Below are 17017 nucleotides of genomic sequence, written 5' to 3' on the forward strand. Positions count from 1 at the left end.
GACACGCGAAACGGCCCCCGTCCACGTGGGACGGGGGCCGTTCGGGAAAGCGTCAGGCCTTCTTGCCGCAGACCGGCCAGGCGCTGTAGCTGCCGCCGCGGCCGGCCTTGACCTTCTCCGCGACCGCGATCTGCTGCTCACGCGAGGCCTGGTTCGGCAGCGCGGCGTACTCGTCGCCGCCGTAGGCGTCCCACGTGCGCTTGTCGAACTGGAGGCCGCCGTAGTAGCCGTTGCCGGTGTTGATGGCCCAGTTGCCGCCCGACTCGCACTGCGCGATGCGGTCCCACGCGGAGCCGTCGCCGATCTCCGGGTTCGGGGCCTGCTTGGAGCCGACGTGGACGATCTTCGGCTTCGGCTGGGTGATGACCTTCTCGGAGATGCTCTCCCGGCCGACCTCTTTGCCGTTCTTCTGCGTGACCTTGTAGGTCACTTCCTTCTCGCCGGGCGTGCCGGGGTCCTCGACCTGCGTCTTGCCCTTGGCCAGGTCGGGGTCGTCGACGCGCTGCTCGGGCGGGTCGATGCTCTCCTTCTGCTTGACCGTCGAGACGCCGGTGCGGCTGATGTGCACCTCGGCGCCGTCGGTCAGCTTGACGTCCAGGCCACCCTCGGCCTGGTCCTCCGGGCCCAGGGTGAGCTTGTACTCGCCCAGGAACTCCTTCGTCGTGACCGCGGTCGTCTTCACCTGCTTCGGCGCGTTGGCACCGTCGTACAGGGTGATGTTCTTCAGGGTCTTGATCTCGACGGTCGCGCCCTGCAGGGGCAGCTCACCGTCCTTCGGCATCGACATCCACGTGCCGGGCTTGTCCATGCCGGCCATGCCGAGCTGGGACAGCGCGTCGCCGAGGTGGGTCGCGCGGACCCAGGAGGTGTGCTCCGCGCCGTCGACGATCATCTTCAGCTGGCGGCCGCGCTCGAGCTTGATGACCCCGCCGTCGCCGACCTCCGCCTGCGGGGACGGGGACAGCGAGTCGTGCGCGCCGACGGACAGGCCCGCGTCCTCGAGCACCTCGCCGACGGTGTCGCCGAAGGAGTGCACGGTCTGCTGGTGGCCGTCGACGTCGACGGTGATGCTCTTGTTCATCGCCAGCGCGGCCGCGCCGCCGCCGGCGACGCTGATCATGACGCTGAGGACGGCGCCCTTGAGGAACCGGCGCTTCCAGATCTTGGTGGTCTCGCGCAGACCCTCGTCCAGCGAGGCCCGTTTGGCCTGCGGGGACATGGTCCGGTCCTCGTCGAGCCCGTCCGGGATGACGATCGGCGGCAGGTACGTCGTCTCGGCGTTGATGAGCCGGATCAGTTCGTCGACGTCGACGTCGATCTCGGCCATCATCGCGTCGGCGTCCGGGCCGAGCGCGGCGAGGATGTCCTGCTGCGTGATGTTCGGGTCGTCGGAGAAGTCGAGCTGGCCGTACGCAGTGTTCTCGAAATCGCGCTCGAGGACGGCCGCGGAGCGCGCTCCAGCCTGTCTGCTACCTGTCACCGGGTCGTTCCCTTTCCCAAGACATCGTTCGGGGCGACGTCTTTACGTCTGGGCCCGCAGCCGGCGCCATCGTCACGGTTCCGGGCCGTACCGCTCCCGGTTCCGCTTCCCCGACGTGCACTGACGTGACTGTGGGCGTAACAGTCGGCAACTGCATGCGCAGTACCGACCGGCACGATCACGGGACAGTAACGGGTCGCGGCGGGTTGCGCAAACACCCCCCGGAGTGTCGTGATCTGGGTCACTCCATCAGGTGGACGAGCGGGGAACCCGGTTGTCGCAATGCGTTCAACCCGTTGTGACACTGGGGAGTCGGTAGATCCGCTCGGCGGTGGTCCGGACCGATTCGGCGACTTCGTGGACAGCTTCGCCCCTGAGCGCCGCGAGGTGACGGACGGTGTAGGCGGCGCCGAACGGCTCGTTCGGCCGCCCACGGAACGGGTGGGGGGTCAGGAACGGCGCGTCGGTCTCGACGAGGTACTGCCCGGATGGGCAGAGGCGGGCCGCGTCGTGGAGGCCTTTCGCGTTCTTGAACGTGACGGTGCCCGCGAAGGAAAGGACATATCCCGCATCGACGCACTTGCGGGCCATTTCCGCGTCCCCGGAAAAACAATGGAAGATTACGGCATTCGGCGCACCCTCTTCGGCCAAGATGCGCAGCACGTCGTCGTGGGCCTCGCGGTCGTGGATCATCAGCGGCTTGCCCAGCCGCTTCGCGAGGTCGATGTGCCAGCGGAACGCCTCCTGCTGGGCGTCGTGCGGCGAGTAGTCCCAGTAGTAGTCGAGGCCGGTCTCGCCGACGGCGACCACGCGGTCGCCGGCCGCCAGGCGTTCCACCTCGGCCCGCTCGGCCTCGCCGAACTCCTTGGTCCGGGTCGGGTGGATCGCGACCGCGGCGAAGACGCGCCGGTCCCAGCCCGCCGCCTCGACGGCCCAGCGAGCCGAGGCGAGGTCGTCCGCGACCGTGACGACGCGGGCGACGCCGGCGCGCTCGGCGCGGTCGACCATGGCCGTGACATCGGCCGCGGTGACCGCGCCGCACGCGTCGAGATGGGTGTGCGCGTCCACCACCGACACCGGGAGCCGGTCCGGGACCGGCGGCAGCTCGCGCTTCTCGTCACCCATGCATACCTCTTACTCCTTGATGATCGGCGCCCACTCCGGACCGGTCTCGCCGAGCGCCGGGTCGAGCTTGGTGAACAACGGGCTCGGCTTGGCGAGCGGCTTGCCGACCTCGATCGGCGTCGACGCCCACTTCGCCTGCTCGGCCGCGTAGTCGCCGGTGAGGATCGGGTTGACCCGGCCGGCGATGTCGAGGTCGTCGACCTCCTTGAGCTCCGGCTGGGCGGCCCAGACGCCGGTGCCGCCGAGGGCCTCGTGCACCTTCTGCGCCGAGTGCGGCAGGAACGGCGTCAGCAGCGTGTTCGCGTCGCTGACGACCTGCAGCGCGGTGTGCAGCACGGTGTCGCGCCGCGTGGGGTCGTCCTTCAGCTTCCACGGCTCCTGGTCGGAGATGTACTTGTTCGCCGCGGTGACGACCTTCATCGCCTCGGCCGCGGCCAGCTTGAACCGGGACCGGGCCAGGTGCGCGCCGGCGGTGTCGAACGCCTTGCGGGACAACGCCTTCAGGTCCTCGTCGGCCGCCGTCGGGGCCTCCGGGCGCGGGATGGCGCCGACGTTCTTGTGCGCCATCGAGATGGACCGGTTGACCAGGTTGCCCCACTCGTTGGCCAGCTCGAAGTTGGTCCGGCGGACGAACTCGTCCCAGGTGAAGTCGGTGTCCTGGGTCTCCGGGCCGGCGACCGAGATGAAGTACCGCAGCGTGTCCGGGCCGAAGTCGCGCAGGAAGTCCTCGACGTAGATGACGCGCCCGCGGGAGGTCGAGAACTTCGAGCCGCTCATGGTGAGGAACTCGCTGGAGACGATCTCGTCCGGCAGGTGCAGCTTGCCGTACTTGCCCGGCTCGCCACCCTTGTCGCCCTCGCCGTTGTGCCCGAACAGCAGGGCAGGCCAGATCTGGGCGTGGAAGGTGATGTTGTCCTTGCCCATGAAGTAGTACGACCGGGCGTCGGCGTTGTTCCACCACTCCTGCCACGCGTCCGGGTTGCCGGAGCGCCGCGCCCACTCGACGCTGGCCGAGAAGTAGCCGATCACCGCGTCGAACCAGACGTAGAACCGCTTCAGCGGCTGGTCGCGCCAGCCGTCGAGGGGGATCTTGACGCCCCAGTCGAGGTCACGGGTGATCGGCCGGGGCCGCATGTCGTCGATCAGGTTCTTGGTGAAGTTGAGGACGTTCGGGCGCCAGTCGTTCTTGGTGCCGAGCCAGTCGCCGAGGGTCTTGGTGAACGCCGGCAGGTCGAGGAAGTAGTGCTCGGTCTCGACGAACTTCGGCGTCTCGCCGTTGATCCGCGACTTCGGGTTGATCAGCTCCGCGGCGTCGAGCTGGTTGCCGCAGTTGTCGCACTGGTCGCCGCGCGCGCCGTCGTACCCGCAGATCGGGCAGGTGCCCTCGACGTAGCGGTCGGGCAGCGTGCGGCCGGTGGACGGGCTGATCGCGCCGCGTGTCGTCTTGGGCACGACGTAGCCGTTGCGGTGCAGCGCCAGGAAGATCTGCTGCGTCACCTCGGCGTGGTTGCCGGTGGAGGTCCGCGTGAACAGGTCGTAGGACAGCCCGAGGCCCTGCAGGTCGTTGCCGATCTGGCGGGTGTACTTGTCCGCGGTCTCCTGCGGGGTCGAGTTCTCGTTGTCCGCCTGGACGGTGATCGGGGTGCCGTGTTCGTCGGTCCCGGAGACCATGAGCACCCGGTTGCCGGCCATTCGCTGGTAGCGGGAGAAGACGTCGGACGGGACGCCGAATCCGGACACGTGGCCGATGTGGCGGGGGCCGTTGGCGTAGGGCCAGGCCACCGCGGTCAACACAGGGGTGCTCATACCTTATTAGCCTACGGAGGGCGTCACACGCTTTGTCGAGAGGGAGGCCCGGTTGTCGGCGACACGGCTGCTCGTGCTCGGGGTGGTGCGCATGTACGGCCGCGCGCACGGCTACCAGGTGCGGCGCGAGCTGCTGACCTGGTCGGCGGACAAGTGGGCCAACGTCCAGCCCGGGTCGATCTACCACGCCCTGAAGAAGATGAGCGCCGAGGACCTGCTGGAGCAGGTCGACGTCGAACCGGGCGAGGGTGGCCCGGACCGGATCGCCTACCGGCTCACCGGCGAGGGCGAGCAGGAGTACCAGGTGCTGCTGTCGAAGGCGCTGTCGGACCCCCAGCTCAACCACCCCGACCTGTCGGCCGCGATCTCGCTGATGACCACCCTGCCCCGGGCGCGCGTGATCAACCTGCTCCGGCACCGGCTGGTGCACCTGGAAGCCGAGCAGCGGCAGGCGGAGCTGATGCTCGAGGAGCTGAAGGTCAACATGGGCCTCGGGACGCCTGAGCACGTGGGCGAGCTGTACCGGTTGTGGGGCGGGATCACCGACGCGAGCCTCACCTGGCTGGCGGCGCTGATCGCCCGGCTGGAGGCGGGCGAGTACGTGATGGCCGACGAGTCCGGGGAGGCGTTCGGCGAGCCGACCGCCCGGTAATCAAGTTTGACTAGTGCACTCTTCTGGGGCACAGTGTGCGGCTCAGCTAGTCAAGCTTGACTACTTTTCGAGAGGGGTTCTCATGATCACGGCACGCGGTCTCGAGCGGCGGTTCCGCCGCAAGGGCCGCACTGGGGGCGAAGTCCACGCGGTGAAGGGCGTCGACCTCGACGTCGAAGCGGGCGAGCTGGTCGGCTTTCTCGGCCCGAACGGCGCCGGGAAGACGACCACGCTGCGCATGCTGACCACGCTGCTCAAGCCGACCGCGGGCACCGCGACCGTCGGCGGCTGCGACCTGCTGTCCGACCCGCTGGGCGTGCGCAAGCGCATCGGCTACGTCGCCCAGGGCGGCGGCAGCGCACCGGAGAGCAAGGTCGCCGACGAGCTGGAACTGCAGGGCAGGCTCTACCGGATGAGCAAGGCCAGCGCGATCGCGCGCGGCGCCGAACTCGCCGAGCAGCTCGACCTGACCGGGCTGGACCAGCGGCTGACCAAGACGCTGTCGGGCGGGCAGCGACGGCGGCTCGACATCGCGCTCGGGCTGATCCACTCGCCGGCCCTGGTGTTCCTCGACGAGCCGTCGACCGGCCTCGACCCGCAGAGCCGCGCCAACCTGTGGGAGCACATCCGCCGGCTGCGCGCCGACCAGGGCGTCACGGTCTTCCTCACCACCCACTACCTCGACGAGGCGGACGCGCTGTCGGACCGGCTGATCGTGATCGACGACGGCCGGATCGTCGCCGAGGGAACGCCGGACGCGCTCAAGGCGCGGGTCAACGGCGACCGCGTCGAAGTGGGTGTCGACCCCGGGCAGGCCACCGACGCCGCCGAGATCGCCGGGCGGCTCACCGGCGCGCAGGAGCTGTCCACCGACGGCGGGGAGGTCCGGTTCCGGGTGCCGCGCGGCGACGTCGCGCTGCCGGAGCTGCTGCGCGCCCTGGACGCCAAGGGCATCACGATGCTGTCGGTCCAGGTCCACCGGCCGACGCTCGACGACGTTTTCCTGACCCTGACCGGGCGTTCGCTGCGGGAAGCGGAGGAGGCCGGCCGTGCTGCGTGACACCTGGCTGATCTTCCGCCGCGACATGACCGCGGCGCTGCGCAACCCGACCTGGGTGCTGATCGGCATCATGCAGCCGCTGCTGTACCTGTTCCTGTTCGGGCCGCTGATGGTGCAGGCCATGCAGGGCCAGGGCCTGACCGAAGTGCAGGGCTGGATGCTGCTGACCCCGGCGCTGATCGCCCAGCTGGCCCTGTTCGGCAGCTCGTTCGTCGGCTTCGGGCTGCTGGCCGAATACCGCTCCGGCGTCGTCGAGCGGTTCCGGGTGACACCGGTCAGCCGGATCGCGCTGCTGCTGGGCAAGGTACTGGCCAACGCGCTGCAGGCCGTGGTGCAGGCCGTGTTGATCATCGTGCTGGCCGCGCTGGTGTTTCCCCTCGACGCACCCGTCGGCGGCGTGCTGCTGTGCCTGGTGATCGTGTTCCTGCTCGCGGTGTCGCTGGCATCGTGCTCCTACGCGCTGGCGTTGACGCTGAAGAGCGAGGAGACGTTCCCCGCCCTGCTCAACGCGGTGCTCATCCCGCTGCTGCTGCTCTCCGGGATCCTGCTGCCGATCACCGCCGGGAAGGCGCCGGACTGGCTCTACACGGTCTCGCGGATCAACCCGTTCCGGCACGTCGTCGACGTCGAGCGGAACAGCTTCGGCGGTGACTTCACGATGGATGCGCTGTTCACGGGCAGTGTCGTGGTGCTGGTGATGGCGGTGTTGTCCCTGTGGTGGGGAACACGGACCTTCCAGAAGGAAAACGCCTGATCAAACCCGCGGGTGCGTTCACTGCGGGTCCGCCTCCGGCGACGTATGGTGTGCTCTCCATCGACGCGCCGGGGGCGGGACCGTGACAGAGCCGGAGAGTGAACTCGGCATCTCGCTGTCCCACCGCGAGCACGTGACCGACTGGCAGGCCGTGCGCGCCGCGCAGACCCGGTTCGTGTCGGTGACGATCAGCGAGAACGTCAACTGGAGCAACCCCGCCGCGGAGCGCAACCTGGCCGGCGCGCAGGAAGCCGGGCTGCACGCCGGCGGACGGCACTACGCCCGGCCCGGTGCGGTGCACGACCAGGCGGACTTCTTCGTGCGGACGGCGAGCCGGCTCGGCGCGTTCGCCCCGGGCTCGCTGGCGCCGGCGCTGGAGGTGGCGGCGCCGAGCGTCGACGACCGGTTCGTCAAGGCGTGGATCAAGCACGTCCGGCACGCGGCGCGCATCGAACGGGTGCTGGTCTACGCCGACCACGACTGCTGGCAGCACCGGCTGCACCCGGACCGCTGGGCCGACAGCGAGGTCGTGCTGTGGCTGGTCCGGCACAACGGCATCCCGGGGCGCGCGGGCTGGTTCCACTCGCGGCTCGGCGTGCACCAGCACGCGTACGCCCCGGACGTGCCCGGCATCGCCGCGCCGGTGGAGCAGAACGCCGTCGTGTACCCGTTCACATTGGGCGACCTGCTGCTCTGACGTGTGGTGGTATGTCGCCATGCGCGTGACGAGCAGGCCGCTCCGGACGAACCTGACGCCGTCGCGCGCTTTCTCGGTACTCGCCCACCACGCCGCCGCACGCGGGTTGCCGCCGCCCGCGATGCTGTCCGGCGAGTGGTTTTCTTCCCGGGCGGTGATCGCGCCGTCGCCGGACCTGTCGCCCGGCGCTTTTCCGGCTCTCACCGAGCAGGCCGACGCCGAGCCGGGCGTGGTCGGCGGCGGCTGGTTCGGGTACCTGGCCTACGACCTGGCCGACCCCTCGCACCGGACCGGTTCGCTGCCCGCTTCGGCGTGGGGCTGGGCGGACCACGTGCTGCGGTGGTCCGCCTCGGGCACCTGTTACCTGGAATCCCTGGACGGCGGCGGCCCCGCGCTGTCCACAATGGAGTCACTGCTGGCCGCGGATGTTCCGGCCCGTTCGTGGACGGCGGGGCCACTGCGGCGTCCGCTGCCGTCGGAGCACCGGGACGCGGTCAAGGCGTGCGTGCACGCGATCGAGGCCGGGGAGCTGTTCCAGGCCAACATCTGCGCGCGGTTCACGGGCACGTTCTCCGGCTCGCCGTCGGCGTTGTTCGCGGCCGGAGTGCGGTCGATTGCCCCCCGCCGCGCGGCCTTCCTGGCCGGCTCGTGGGGTTCGGTGGTCTCGTTCTCTCCGGAGCTGTTCCTCGCGCGCCACGGACGTTCGGTGCGGTCGACGCCGATCAAGGGGACCCTCCCCCGCCGCGGGCCGGAGGACGACGGGAACGCCGCGTTGCTGCGCCGGTCCACCAAGGACGTCGCGGAGAACGTGATGATCACGGACCTGGTGCGCAACGACCTCGGCCGGGTGTGCGAGGTCGGGTCGGTGACGGTGCCCTCGCTGCTGGAGGTCCGGCCGGCGCCGGGGGTCTGGCACCTGGACTCGACGGTGACGGGAGTGCTGCGGCCTTCGGTCCCGGACTCCGAACTGCTCGACGCGACGTTCCCGCCGGGGTCGGTGACGGGCGCGCCGAAGATCCGCGCGCTGGACCTGATCGCCGCGCTGGAGAGCCGCGGCCGTGGGGTCTACACGGGCGCGATCGGGCTGGTGTCACCGGTGGCGGGACTGGAGCTGAACGTCGCGATCCGGACGTTCGAGATCGCCGGCGGCACGATCGCACTGGGTGTCGGCGGCGGCATCACCGCGGATTCGGACCCGGAGGCGGAGTGGCAGGAGTGCCTCCACAAGGCGGCACCCCTGGAACACCTCCTGGCGAACCCGCTACTTGCCGGGGTCGAGCAGTAGCTTGCCGACGGTCTTGCGGGAACGCAGGGCCTCGTGCGCGCCCCGGGCGTCCGAGAGCGCGTACTCGCCGCCCGGGATGGCCTTGAGCTTGCCCGCCAGCACCAGGTCGAACAGCTCGGTGAGGGCCGTCGCGAAGACGTTGCCCGGCAGCCGGAAGACGTGCGGCAGCCACATCCCGCTGATCGTGGTGCTGTGGCCGAGGATGTTGCGCAGCTCGACCGGCTTCGGGTTCTCGCGCCCGGCCATGCCGTAGAAGGCCAGCCGGCCGAACGGGGCGAGCGCGGCGATGCTCTGGTCGGTCGTCGTGCCGCCGACCATGTCGAGCACGACGTCGACGCGGCGGCCGTTGGCGTCGAGCAGGGCCTCGGTCATGTCCCCGGCACGGGAGTCGACGGCGACGTCGGCCCCGAGCTCGAAGGGCGAGCGCGCGCTTCTCGTCACTGCTCGCGGTGGCGATGACGCGCCCGGCACCCCAGGCCTTGGCGAGCTGCACGGCGACGGTCCCCACCCCACCGGCAGCGGCGTGCACCACGACCGACTCGCCCGGCTCGAGGTGGGCGTTCTTGCGGAGCAGGACCCAGGCGGTCGCGCCCTGGACCAGCATGGACAGCGCGGTGAGGTCGTCGATGCCGTCGGGAACCGGGAAGGTGGTCGCCGCCGGGGCGACGGCCTTCTCGGCGTACCCGCCACCGCCGTTGAGCAGGGCGACGACCCGCTTGCCGTCGTGGGTCCCCACGACCTCGCCACCGGGAACGAGCGGCAGCTGGGACGGCGCGAGGTAGGAGTTCTCGGCCTGGTGGGTGTCGGCGTAGTTGACGCCGATGCGTTCGACGTCGATGAGCACCTCGCCGGGGCCGGCCACCGGGTCGGGCAGCTCGACGGGGGTGAGCACCTCGGGTCCGCCGAACTCGGTCACCTGCACTGCGCGCATGTCGCTGTCCCTCTCGCCGTCCGCTGCTCGATGTGAGACATTCTGGCATATGTCTCACTCGGCTGCGTTCGACCTCGCCCGCGACTGGTTCCTGGCCGGCCGGCGGGTGGACATGGGCGAGCTGGCGGAGGCGCTGTCGATCAGCCGCGCGACCCTGCACCGCCGGGTGGGCTCCCGCGACCTGCTGCTGGGCGAGATCCTGTGGTCGCTTTCGTCCGCTTCGATCGCGCGCCTGTGGCCGTCGTGCGCCGGGCGCGGAGCCGCGGGGATCGCGGACTTCGTGAGCGGGTACGTCCGGTTCGCGAACGACTCGCCACCGTTCCGCGACTTCCTCCGCCGCGAGCCGGAGCGGGCACTGCGGCTGCTGACCACCCGGGCGAGCGTGTGCCAGCGGCGGACGACGGAGAAGCTGGAGTCACTGCTGGCCGGGGAGGTGTCAGCCGGGCGGCTGGTCCCGCCGCTGCCGGTGCCGGACCTGGCTTACCTGCTGGTGCGGATCGGCGAGTCGTTCGTGTACACGGACGTGATCACCGGAGACGCACCTGATGCGGCGAAGGCGCACGCCGCAGTGACCGCGCTGCTGACCTGATACCCGCTCCGGTCAGCCCGCCGCGGTGCTGACGATCTGCACCCGGGAAGCGAAGTCACCGTCGTCCACCAGCAGAAGCAGTTCGACGACCTCAGCTTGCACCCGGAACTCGAACCGGACGGTTTCGTTCGGATCGTGCACTACGAGACGCCGAGAGGGTGCCGAAATCTCCTGCCGGGCCAAGACGACCGGCAGCGCCGGTTCCGGGCACTCGTCGAAGACTGCGCATTGCACGGGCCCCTCGACACCGGGCATGACCCCGAAGATGATGCTGTTCCCCGACCGGTACCAGTTGGCGTCGGCCGGGTCCCAGTCCGTCAGGTCGTCCTCGGCACCGACGTCCCGCACGATCAGGCACCCGTGGTCGACCTTCGATTGGAAAGACAACACCGGACCCTCACCCCACGTGCCCACCGGTCCCCGCCTTCCGGGCCGCCAGCACGGCGTCGTAAAGCTCCTTTTTGGACACGCCGGTCGCCTCGGCGACCTCCGCCGCCGCGGACTTCAAGCGCTCGCCCGAAGCCACCCGCGCCGCGACCTCGTCCACCAGGTCCGCCACCGATACCGACCGCGGCTCGGCACCCGAGAGCACCACCGTGATCTCGCCGCGTACCCCGTCCGCGGCCCACGAAGCCAGTTCCGCGAGCGTTCCCCGCTTCACCTCTTCGTATGTCTTCGTCAGCTCACGGCACACCGCGGCCTGCCGTGAACCGCCCAAAACAGACACCGCGTCGGCCAGCAGCGAGCCCAGGCGGTGCGGGGACTCGAAGAACACCGCGGTCCGGGGTTCGGCGCGCAACGACGTCAGCCACTTCGTCCGCTCGCCCGGCTTGCGCGGCGCGAACCCCTCGAAACAGAACCGGTCGCACGGCAATCCGGACAACGCGAGCGCCGTCGTCACCGCGGACGGGCCCGGCAGGCACGTCACCGGCAGGTCTTCCGCCACACAGGCCGCCACCAGGCGGAAGCCCGGGTCGGACACGCTCGGCATCCCGGCGTCCGTCACCAGGACCACCGTCTCGCCCGCGTGCAGCGCCTCGAGCAGCTTGGGCAGGCGCGCCGTTTCCACGTCCTCGTAGAAGCTCACCACCCGGCCGCGCGGGGTCACTTCCAGCGCGGAAGCCAGCGATCGCAGCCGCCGCGTGTCCTCCGCCGCGATGACGTCGGCTTCCGCCAGTGCGGAAACCAGGCGCGGTGAAGCGTCGCGGACGTCGCCGAGCGGGGTGGCGGCGAGGATGAGGCGGCCCGAAGTCACCCGGCCAGCCTAGGCTGATCAGCGGATCCGGACGACGGACGCCCCGTCCCGCCCGTAGGATCGCCCCGTGACCGCCGTGCTGACCCGTCCCGACGACGAGAGCGTCCGGCCGGACCCGGTCGAGGCGCTCCGGCCGCCCACCGACCGCGAGCTGACCCTGCTCGGCCGAGGCATGCCGGCCGACCGGCTGCGCGGCTGGGTCGTCACCCTCGTGCTGACCGTGATCGGCGGCATCGTCCGGCTGCAGAACCTCGGCGTGCCGACCGACAAGGGCAGCCCCGTCTTCGACGAGAAGCACTACGTGCCGCAGGCGTGGCAGGTGCTGCGCAACGGCGGTTACGAGGACAACTACGGCTACGAACTGGTCGTCCACCCACCGCTGGCGAAGCAGCTGATCGCGATCGGCGAATGGCTGTTCGGCTACAACGGCTGGGGCTGGCGCATCATGCCCGCGCTGGCCGGCACGCTGATGGTGCTGCTGGTCGTCCGCATCGCCCGCCGCCTGACGCGCTCGACGCTGCTCGGCGGCATCGCCGGCATCCTGGTGATCAGCGACGGCGTCCTGCACCTGCAGTCGCGCATGGGCATGCTCGACATCTTCATCGCGCTGTTCGTGCTCGCCGCGTTCGCCTGCCTGCTCGCCGACCGCGACCAGGTGCGCGAGCGGCTCGCGACGGCGGTCCGCGAGGGCTGGGTCAACGAGTCCGTCTGGGGCCCCAAGCTCGGGTTCCGCTGGTGGCGGTTCGCGACCGGCCTGATGATCGGGCTCACCTTCGGCGTCAAGTGGTCGGCGCTGTACTACATCGTCGCGTTCGGGCTGCTCTGCGTCGGCTTCGACGTCGCCGCCCGGCGCGCGGCCGGCGTCGAACGGCCCTGGCTGGGCACGATCCGCCGGGACGTGCTGCCCGCGCTGTGGGCGATCCTGATCATCCCGTTCCTGATGTACTTCGCCGCGTACTGGGCCTGGTTCGCCAGCGAGACCGCCACCGACCGGCACTACACCGAGATCAAGGACATCGCCCCGGGCTTCTGGTCGTGGGTGCCGCCGGCGCTGCGCTCGCTCGGCGACTACACGGGCAACGTCCTGCACTTCCACGAAACGCTGGTCACGCCCAAGGACAACCCGCACCCGTGGGAGTCGAAGCCGTGGACGTGGCCGATGGGCCTGCGCCCGATGCTCTACAGCTACAACGGCGAAGTCACCGGCTGCGGCGAGGCCCGCTGCATCAGCGCGACGATGCTGATCGGCACCCCGGCGATGTGGTGGCTGGCGATCCCGATGCTCGGCTGGGCGGCGTGGCGCTCGATCTTCCGCGCGGACTGGCGCTACGCCGCCGTGCTGGTCGGCTACCTCGGCGGGTACGTCTTCTGGTTCACCAACATCGACCGCCAGATGTACTTCTTCTACGCGACGCCGCTGGCGGCGTTCCTGGTGCTGGGGCTGACGTTGTGCCTGGGCCAGATCCTCGGCAGCGCCCGGCGCGGCTTCGAGAGACGCGGCACGGGCCTGCTGGTGGTGTCGCTGTACGTCGGGCTGGTGGTGGCGAACTTCGCCTGGCTGTGGCCGATCCTGAACGGCATCGCGATCACGAACGGCCAGTGGGAGGCCGAGCGCTGGCTGCCGTCCTGGCGCTAGTCAGCCCGCGAAGTACGCCCCGGGCGTGACCCCGACGGCCCGCCGGAAAGCCGCGACGAACGCACTCGCCGAGCTGTACCCGACGCGGCAGGCCACCGTCTCCAACGGCGTCGCCTCGGCCAGCAGCGGCAACGCCGCACGCAGCCGCACCTGCGTGCGCCAGGTCCCGAACGGCATCCGGCACTCGCGGACGAAGATCCGCGCCAGCGTCCGTTCCGCGGCCCCGACGGCGCGGCCGAACTCGGCCAGGGTCCGCGGATCGGCCGGGTTCGCGAACACGGCCGCCGCCACGTCGAGCGCGCGCGGGTCGGACGGCGACGGCACCACGATCGGCACCACGTCCAGGGGCTCCAGCAGGTCGAAGGCCACGGCTTCGGCGCGCAGCCGGGCCGCGGGCGCGACGCCGTCGCCGGTCAGGTACTCCAGCAGTTCCCGCAGCAGCGGCCGGACGACGACCATCCGCGGCTCCGGCCACGACACCGGCGAGCGCGCCGGGTCGGCGTAGATGCCGCGCAGGGCCGCCCGCCCGAGCGCGCCGGTGCGGTGCCGGACGCCGGCGGGCATCCAGAGGGCCCGCGTCGGCGGCAGCACCCAGCCGGCGTCGCCCGCCTTGACCGCGACGACGCCGCGGGCCGACCAGACCAGCTGGTGAGCCGGGTGCTCGTGCCACGGGAACCAGGTGCCGGCGGGCAGGTCGAAGGCGCCGAGCAGCATGGCTTGACCGGTTCGCGACATCGGTTGGCAGCGTATCGGCTACCGGTCACCGGCGTACCGAAATAGCGTCGGAGGCATGCCGATGAACCTCATCCACCGCAAGATCTGCAGCTCCGCCAAGTGGGCGGACACCGTCGAGGAACGCCTGACGCCCTGGCTGGCCCGCCACGACCTCGGCGACGACGTCCTCGAGCTCGGTCCCGGCTTCGGCGCGACGACGAAGGTGCTGCTCGACGTGGTGCCGAAGCTGACGGTCCTGGAGATCGATCCGGCCTCGACCGAGCTCCTGCGCGCGAAGTTCGGCACCCGCGCCGACGTCGTGGCGGGCAGCGGCGCGGAGATGCCGTTCGAAGCCGGCCGTTTTTCGGCGGTCGTCTGCTTCACGATGCTGCACCACGTTCCGACGGTGCCGTTGCAGGACGCGATCTTCGCCGAAGCCGCCCGGGTGCTGCGCCCGGGCGGGCGGTTCTGCGGGACCGACAGCCAGCTCAGCTTCCGCTTCCGGCTCCTGCACATCGGCGACACGATGAACGTGGTCGACGCGTCGACGCTGCCGGAACGCCTGGCGAAGGCCGGCTTCGAGCAGGTCGAGGTGAAGGCCCGGCCGAAGGAGATCGTGACCTTCTCGGCCGTGAAGCCCGGCTAGCGGCGGGGCGGATGGGCACCACCCGGGCCAACGGGCAATCCGGTACGGCTAGACCGCCCCAATGGGTCACATTTCGATAACACAAAGGATCCTTTCGGGAAATTCGCAAAATCTCGCGAAACCACCTCCGCCGCCGACCTACCCTGCAGGTGACCCCATCCACTATTCGCATCCCGGACGCGTCAATCCGACGCCACATGATGCAATGGCTGGACCAAGGGATACAACCATCAGAGCAGGAGTCGAAACATGCTTTCTTCCAACGACCTCGCACGCTTGCGGCGCAGGCTCGGACTTACCCAAGAGGACGTAGCTACCAGGATAGATGTCAGCACCGGGACCATCAGCAGGATCGAAAATGGAGAGTTCAGCTTCTCCAACAAAGAATACGAGAGACTTCTAAACAAGCTACGAGAGGAGCGATTACGCGAAGAGACTAGAGAGCTTCCTTATGTTGCTTTTTCCACTCTCAAAGAACTCTTCGAAGAAGCTGAAGCGCAGTCAAAGATTAAGTAGTCCAAACCCGTCAAAGCCTGTGGCTGAGTTTGCCGCAAGTCGTGAGTGTTCGGTTTACCTCACCGAACACTCACGACCGGCTAGCGGCGGGGCAGCCCGCTCCCCGGCTGACGCGGCACGACCCGCGTCACCGGGCCGTCCGCGGACTTGCCCGCCCGCGACAGCCAGCCCTCGACCTCGCGCCGCACCGCGTTCAACGTCGGGCGGCGGCGGGGTTCCGGGTCCAGTGAGGCCGCCAGCAAGCGGGCGTGCGCGCTGCGCTGGGGCAGCCGCGACACCGGCTCGGCCCGGGCCGCCGCCATCAGGGCCGCCATCGGCGTCTCCCGCGTTCCGCGCGGCGGCTGACCGGACAGCGCGTAACTGATCGTCGCCGCCAGCTGCCACGCGTCGGACGCCGGGGACGCCGCCGACCCCATTGCCTGCTCCGGGGCGACGAAGTCGGGCGTGCCGATCATCATCCCGGTGGCCGTCATCTTCGAATCGCCCTGGCTGCGGGCGATGCCGAAGTCGATCAGGTGGGCCAGGCCGCTGCGGTCGAGGACGACGTTCGACGGCTTGATGTCGCGGTGCAGGACACCCTTCTCGTGCGCCGCCGCCAGGGCACCCGCCATCGTCGCCCACAGGCGGCCCGCCGCGACGTCGTCGAGCGGGCCCTGGCCGTCGACCAGCTCGGCCAGCGGACGGCCTTCGAGGTACTCCATCACCAGCGCGAGGCCGTCCGGCTCCTCGGCGAGGTCGTACACCTTGACGCAGTTCGGGTGGCTGACCACGGCCAGCGCGCGGGCCTCGCGCTGCATGCGCTCGGCCGTGTCGCGGTCCGGCGCGTGCGCGATCTTCAGCGCGACCGTGCGGTTCAGCTGGGTGTCGACGGCCTGCCAGACCGTGCCGAAGCCGCCCGCGCCGAGCTGCTTGACGCGGCGGTAGCGGCTGCCGCCGGCGTTGCGGGAGCCGGGCGGCGGCGGGATCGGGCCCGGCGCCGCGGCCAGCGCGCCGAGCGGCGGGGACGGCGGCTCGGGCGCGGAAGCCAGCGCCGTCTTCGGGTACGGCCGGTTGATCGGCGGCGGCGGGGGCGGCGGGGTGGGGCGCGGCTGGACCTGCGAGGGCGGCGGCCCCGGGGGCTCCTGCTGGCGGCGCGGCGGCGGCTCGTCCGACCGGTCGGATCGGTTGATCACCGACCACGGCGGCGGCCCGACCATCGCGACCGGGATCAGGCCCAGCACGCTGAACGGCAGGAAGCCGAGGAAGAAGTGCAGCGCCGTGTTCGCCTCCATGCCGACGCTGAACACGAGCATCGCGGCGAACGGGATCCAGAAGAACCGCGACGGCCACTTCGGGCCGCGGCGGAAGGCCGTGCGGCCCTGCAGCATGACGAAGAACAGCGAGCCTGCGCCCAGGACCGCGAACGCCAGCAGGTAGACGAAGAACGGGATCTCCTTGCCGTGCTGCGAGGACAGCAAGTCGAAGACGGTCTGACCGCCGCCCAGGTACTCCCGCTGGTTGTCCACCCAGCAGCCGCCGCCGTTCAGCGTCTTGAGCTCGTCCGCCGACAGCCCGGTCTTCCTGTTGCCGAACGCCGCCTGGAAGACGCCCGAGACGCCGATGGCCAGCAGCCACGGCAGCACCAGCGTGCTGACCAGGCCGATCACCCCGAAGACGCCCAGCGTCGTGGCGTCGTAGCGGTTGCCGGTGCCCTTCCGGATGATCGACACGGCGACCGCGCCGATCGGCGGAAGCAGCGCGACGAGCGCGCCGGCCGCACTCGTGGCCCATACCCAGTCGCCGGGGCAGAAGCCCGGGCCGAACAAGGAATGGGCTAGCGAGAGCAACGCGCTCGCGAGTCCGTTCACCGCCGGGCTCCCCTCACTGTCCGT

The 17017-nt window shown here is 70.3% G+C and carries 16 protein-coding genes and 1 pseudogene; 9 read left to right on the plus strand and 8 right to left on the minus strand.

All coding sequences use genetic code 11. From position 1 onward, the window contains the following. Positions 1 to 52: 52 nt before the first annotated feature. The 3 genes from QRY02_RS30780 to metG form a co-directional block, all read right to left on the minus strand. On the minus strand, positions 53 to 1480 hold the full coding sequence (locus tag QRY02_RS30780) for a resuscitation-promoting factor (protein WP_285986326.1): 1428 nt from the start codon (positions 1478 to 1480) through the stop codon (positions 53 to 55). A 288-nt stretch (positions 1481 to 1768) separates the two neighbouring features. After that, positions 1769 to 2605, minus strand: a complete 837-nt coding sequence (locus QRY02_RS30785) for a TatD family hydrolase (RefSeq protein WP_285986327.1) — start codon at positions 2603 to 2605, stop codon at positions 1769 to 1771. 9 nt (positions 2606 to 2614) lie between these two features. After that, positions 2615 to 4411, minus strand: a complete 1797-nt coding sequence (gene metG, locus QRY02_RS30790; RefSeq protein WP_285986328.1) for a methionine--tRNA ligase — start codon at positions 4409 to 4411, stop codon at positions 2615 to 2617. Positions 4412 to 4463: 52 nt separating this feature from the next. Here metG and QRY02_RS30795 point away from each other — a divergent pair, with 52 nt between their 5' ends. From QRY02_RS30795 to QRY02_RS30815, 5 genes are all read left to right on the plus strand, one after another. Further along, positions 4464 to 5063 (plus strand): PadR family transcriptional regulator, encoded by a 600-nt coding sequence (locus tag QRY02_RS30795; RefSeq protein ID WP_285986329.1) that lies wholly within the window; start codon positions 4464 to 4466, stop codon positions 5061 to 5063. An 82-nt stretch (positions 5064 to 5145) separates the two neighbouring features. Then, entirely contained in the window at positions 5146 to 6123 is a 978-nt protein-coding gene (locus QRY02_RS30800; protein WP_285986330.1) for an ATP-binding cassette domain-containing protein, read from the plus strand. Then, on the plus strand, positions 6113 to 6877 hold the full coding sequence (locus QRY02_RS30805) for an ABC transporter permease (RefSeq protein WP_285986331.1): 765 nt from the start codon (positions 6113 to 6115) through the stop codon (positions 6875 to 6877). The genes QRY02_RS30800 and QRY02_RS30805 overlap by 11 nt, the downstream gene beginning before the upstream one ends. An 82-nt stretch (positions 6878 to 6959) precedes the next feature. Then, a complete protein-coding gene (locus tag QRY02_RS30810; protein ID WP_285986332.1) occupies positions 6960 to 7574 on the plus strand; it encodes a glycoside hydrolase family 25 protein in 615 nt (204 codons plus the stop codon). Between the two features lie 19 nt (positions 7575 to 7593). After that, positions 7594 to 8859, plus strand: coding sequence for an aminodeoxychorismate synthase component I (locus QRY02_RS30815; protein WP_285986333.1), 1266 nt, complete (start codon positions 7594 to 7596; stop codon positions 8857 to 8859). Here QRY02_RS30815 and QRY02_RS30820 read toward each other — a convergent pair. After that, positions 8836 to 9790: pseudogene (locus tag QRY02_RS30820) on the minus strand (quinone oxidoreductase family protein). The gene QRY02_RS30815 and the pseudogene QRY02_RS30820 sit on opposite strands and share 24 nt — an antisense overlap. A 49-nt stretch (positions 9791 to 9839) precedes the next feature. Between QRY02_RS30820 and QRY02_RS30825 the strand changes: the two are divergent. Next, the gene (locus QRY02_RS30825) at positions 9840 to 10379 is read left to right on the plus strand and encodes a QsdR family transcriptional regulator (protein WP_285986334.1); all 540 of its coding nucleotides are present in this window, start codon (positions 9840 to 9842) and stop codon (positions 10377 to 10379) included. Positions 10380 to 10391: 12 nt separating this feature from the next. Here QRY02_RS30825 and QRY02_RS30830 read toward each other — a convergent pair whose 3' ends face one another. Both QRY02_RS30830 and rsmI read right to left on the minus strand, forming a co-directional pair. Then, positions 10392 to 10769 carry a hypothetical protein gene (locus tag QRY02_RS30830; RefSeq protein ID WP_285986335.1) on the minus strand — a complete coding sequence of 126 codons (378 nt, stop codon included), beginning with the start codon at positions 10767 to 10769 and terminating at the stop codon, positions 10392 to 10394. Positions 10770 to 10776: 7 nt separating this feature from the next. Beyond that, positions 10777 to 11634: a 16S rRNA (cytidine(1402)-2'-O)-methyltransferase gene (gene rsmI, locus QRY02_RS30835; protein WP_285986336.1), complete on the minus strand. Its 858-nt coding sequence runs from the start codon at positions 11632 to 11634 to the stop codon at positions 10777 to 10779. A gap of 67 nt (positions 11635 to 11701) precedes the next feature. Here rsmI and QRY02_RS30840 point away from each other — a divergent pair, with 67 nt between their 5' ends. Continuing rightward, complete coding sequence (locus QRY02_RS30840) at positions 11702 to 13270, plus strand: dolichyl-phosphate-mannose--protein mannosyltransferase (protein ID WP_285986337.1); 1569 nt, start codon at positions 11702 to 11704, stop codon at positions 13268 to 13270. Here QRY02_RS30840 and QRY02_RS30845 read toward each other — a convergent pair whose 3' ends face one another. Then, a complete protein-coding gene (locus QRY02_RS30845; RefSeq protein WP_285993959.1) occupies positions 13271 to 13984 on the minus strand; it encodes an AraC family transcriptional regulator in 714 nt (237 codons plus the stop codon). Positions 13985 to 14060: 76 nt separating this feature from the next. Between QRY02_RS30845 and QRY02_RS30850 the strand changes: the two genes are divergently transcribed. Then, entirely contained in the window at positions 14061 to 14630 is a 570-nt protein-coding gene (locus QRY02_RS30850) for a class I SAM-dependent methyltransferase (protein ID WP_285986338.1), read from the plus strand. Positions 14631 to 14879: 249 nt separating this feature from the next. After that, positions 14880 to 15146, plus strand: coding sequence for a helix-turn-helix domain-containing protein (locus QRY02_RS30855; protein ID WP_285986339.1), 267 nt, complete (start codon positions 14880 to 14882; stop codon positions 15144 to 15146). Between the two features lie 80 nt (positions 15147 to 15226). Here the strand turns inward: QRY02_RS30855 and QRY02_RS30860 are convergent, their stop codons facing one another. Beyond that, positions 15227 to 16993 carry a serine/threonine-protein kinase gene (locus QRY02_RS30860; protein ID WP_285986340.1) on the minus strand — a complete coding sequence of 589 codons (1767 nt, stop codon included), beginning with the start codon at positions 16991 to 16993 and terminating at the stop codon, positions 15227 to 15229. Positions 16994 to 17017 lie beyond the last annotated feature (24 nt).

The organism is Amycolatopsis sp. DG1A-15b (assembly GCF_030285645.1).
Lineage (GTDB): Bacteria > Actinomycetota > Actinomycetes > Mycobacteriales > Pseudonocardiaceae > Amycolatopsis.

Excerpts from the sequence above, each read along its gene's own strand:
- QRY02_RS30855 (WP_285986339.1), top strand. The coding sequence starts at position 14,880 with ATGCTTTCTTCCAACGACCTCGCACGCTTGCGGCGCAGGCTCGGACTT.
- QRY02_RS30850 (WP_285986338.1), top strand. The coding sequence starts at position 14,061 with ATGCCGATGAACCTCATCCACCGCAAGATCTGCAGCTCCGCCAAGTGG.
- QRY02_RS30825 (WP_285986334.1), top strand. The coding sequence starts at position 9,840 with ATGTCTCACTCGGCTGCGTTCGACCTCGCCCGCGACTGGTTCCTGGCC.
- QRY02_RS30785 (WP_285986327.1), bottom strand. The coding sequence starts at position 2,605 with ATGGGTGACGAGAAGCGCGAGCTGCCGCCGGTCCCGGACCGGCTCCCG.
- QRY02_RS30800 (WP_285986330.1), top strand. The coding sequence starts at position 5,146 with ATGATCACGGCACGCGGTCTCGAGCGGCGGTTCCGCCGCAAGGGCCGC.
- metG (WP_285986328.1), bottom strand. The coding sequence starts at position 4,411 with ATGAGCACCCCTGTGTTGACCGCGGTGGCCTGGCCCTACGCCAACGGC.
- QRY02_RS30815 (WP_285986333.1), top strand. The coding sequence starts at position 7,594 with ATGCGCGTGACGAGCAGGCCGCTCCGGACGAACCTGACGCCGTCGCGC.
- QRY02_RS30845 (WP_285993959.1), bottom strand. The coding sequence starts at position 13,984 with ATGCTGCTCGGCGCCTTCGACCTGCCCGCCGGCACCTGGTTCCCGTGG.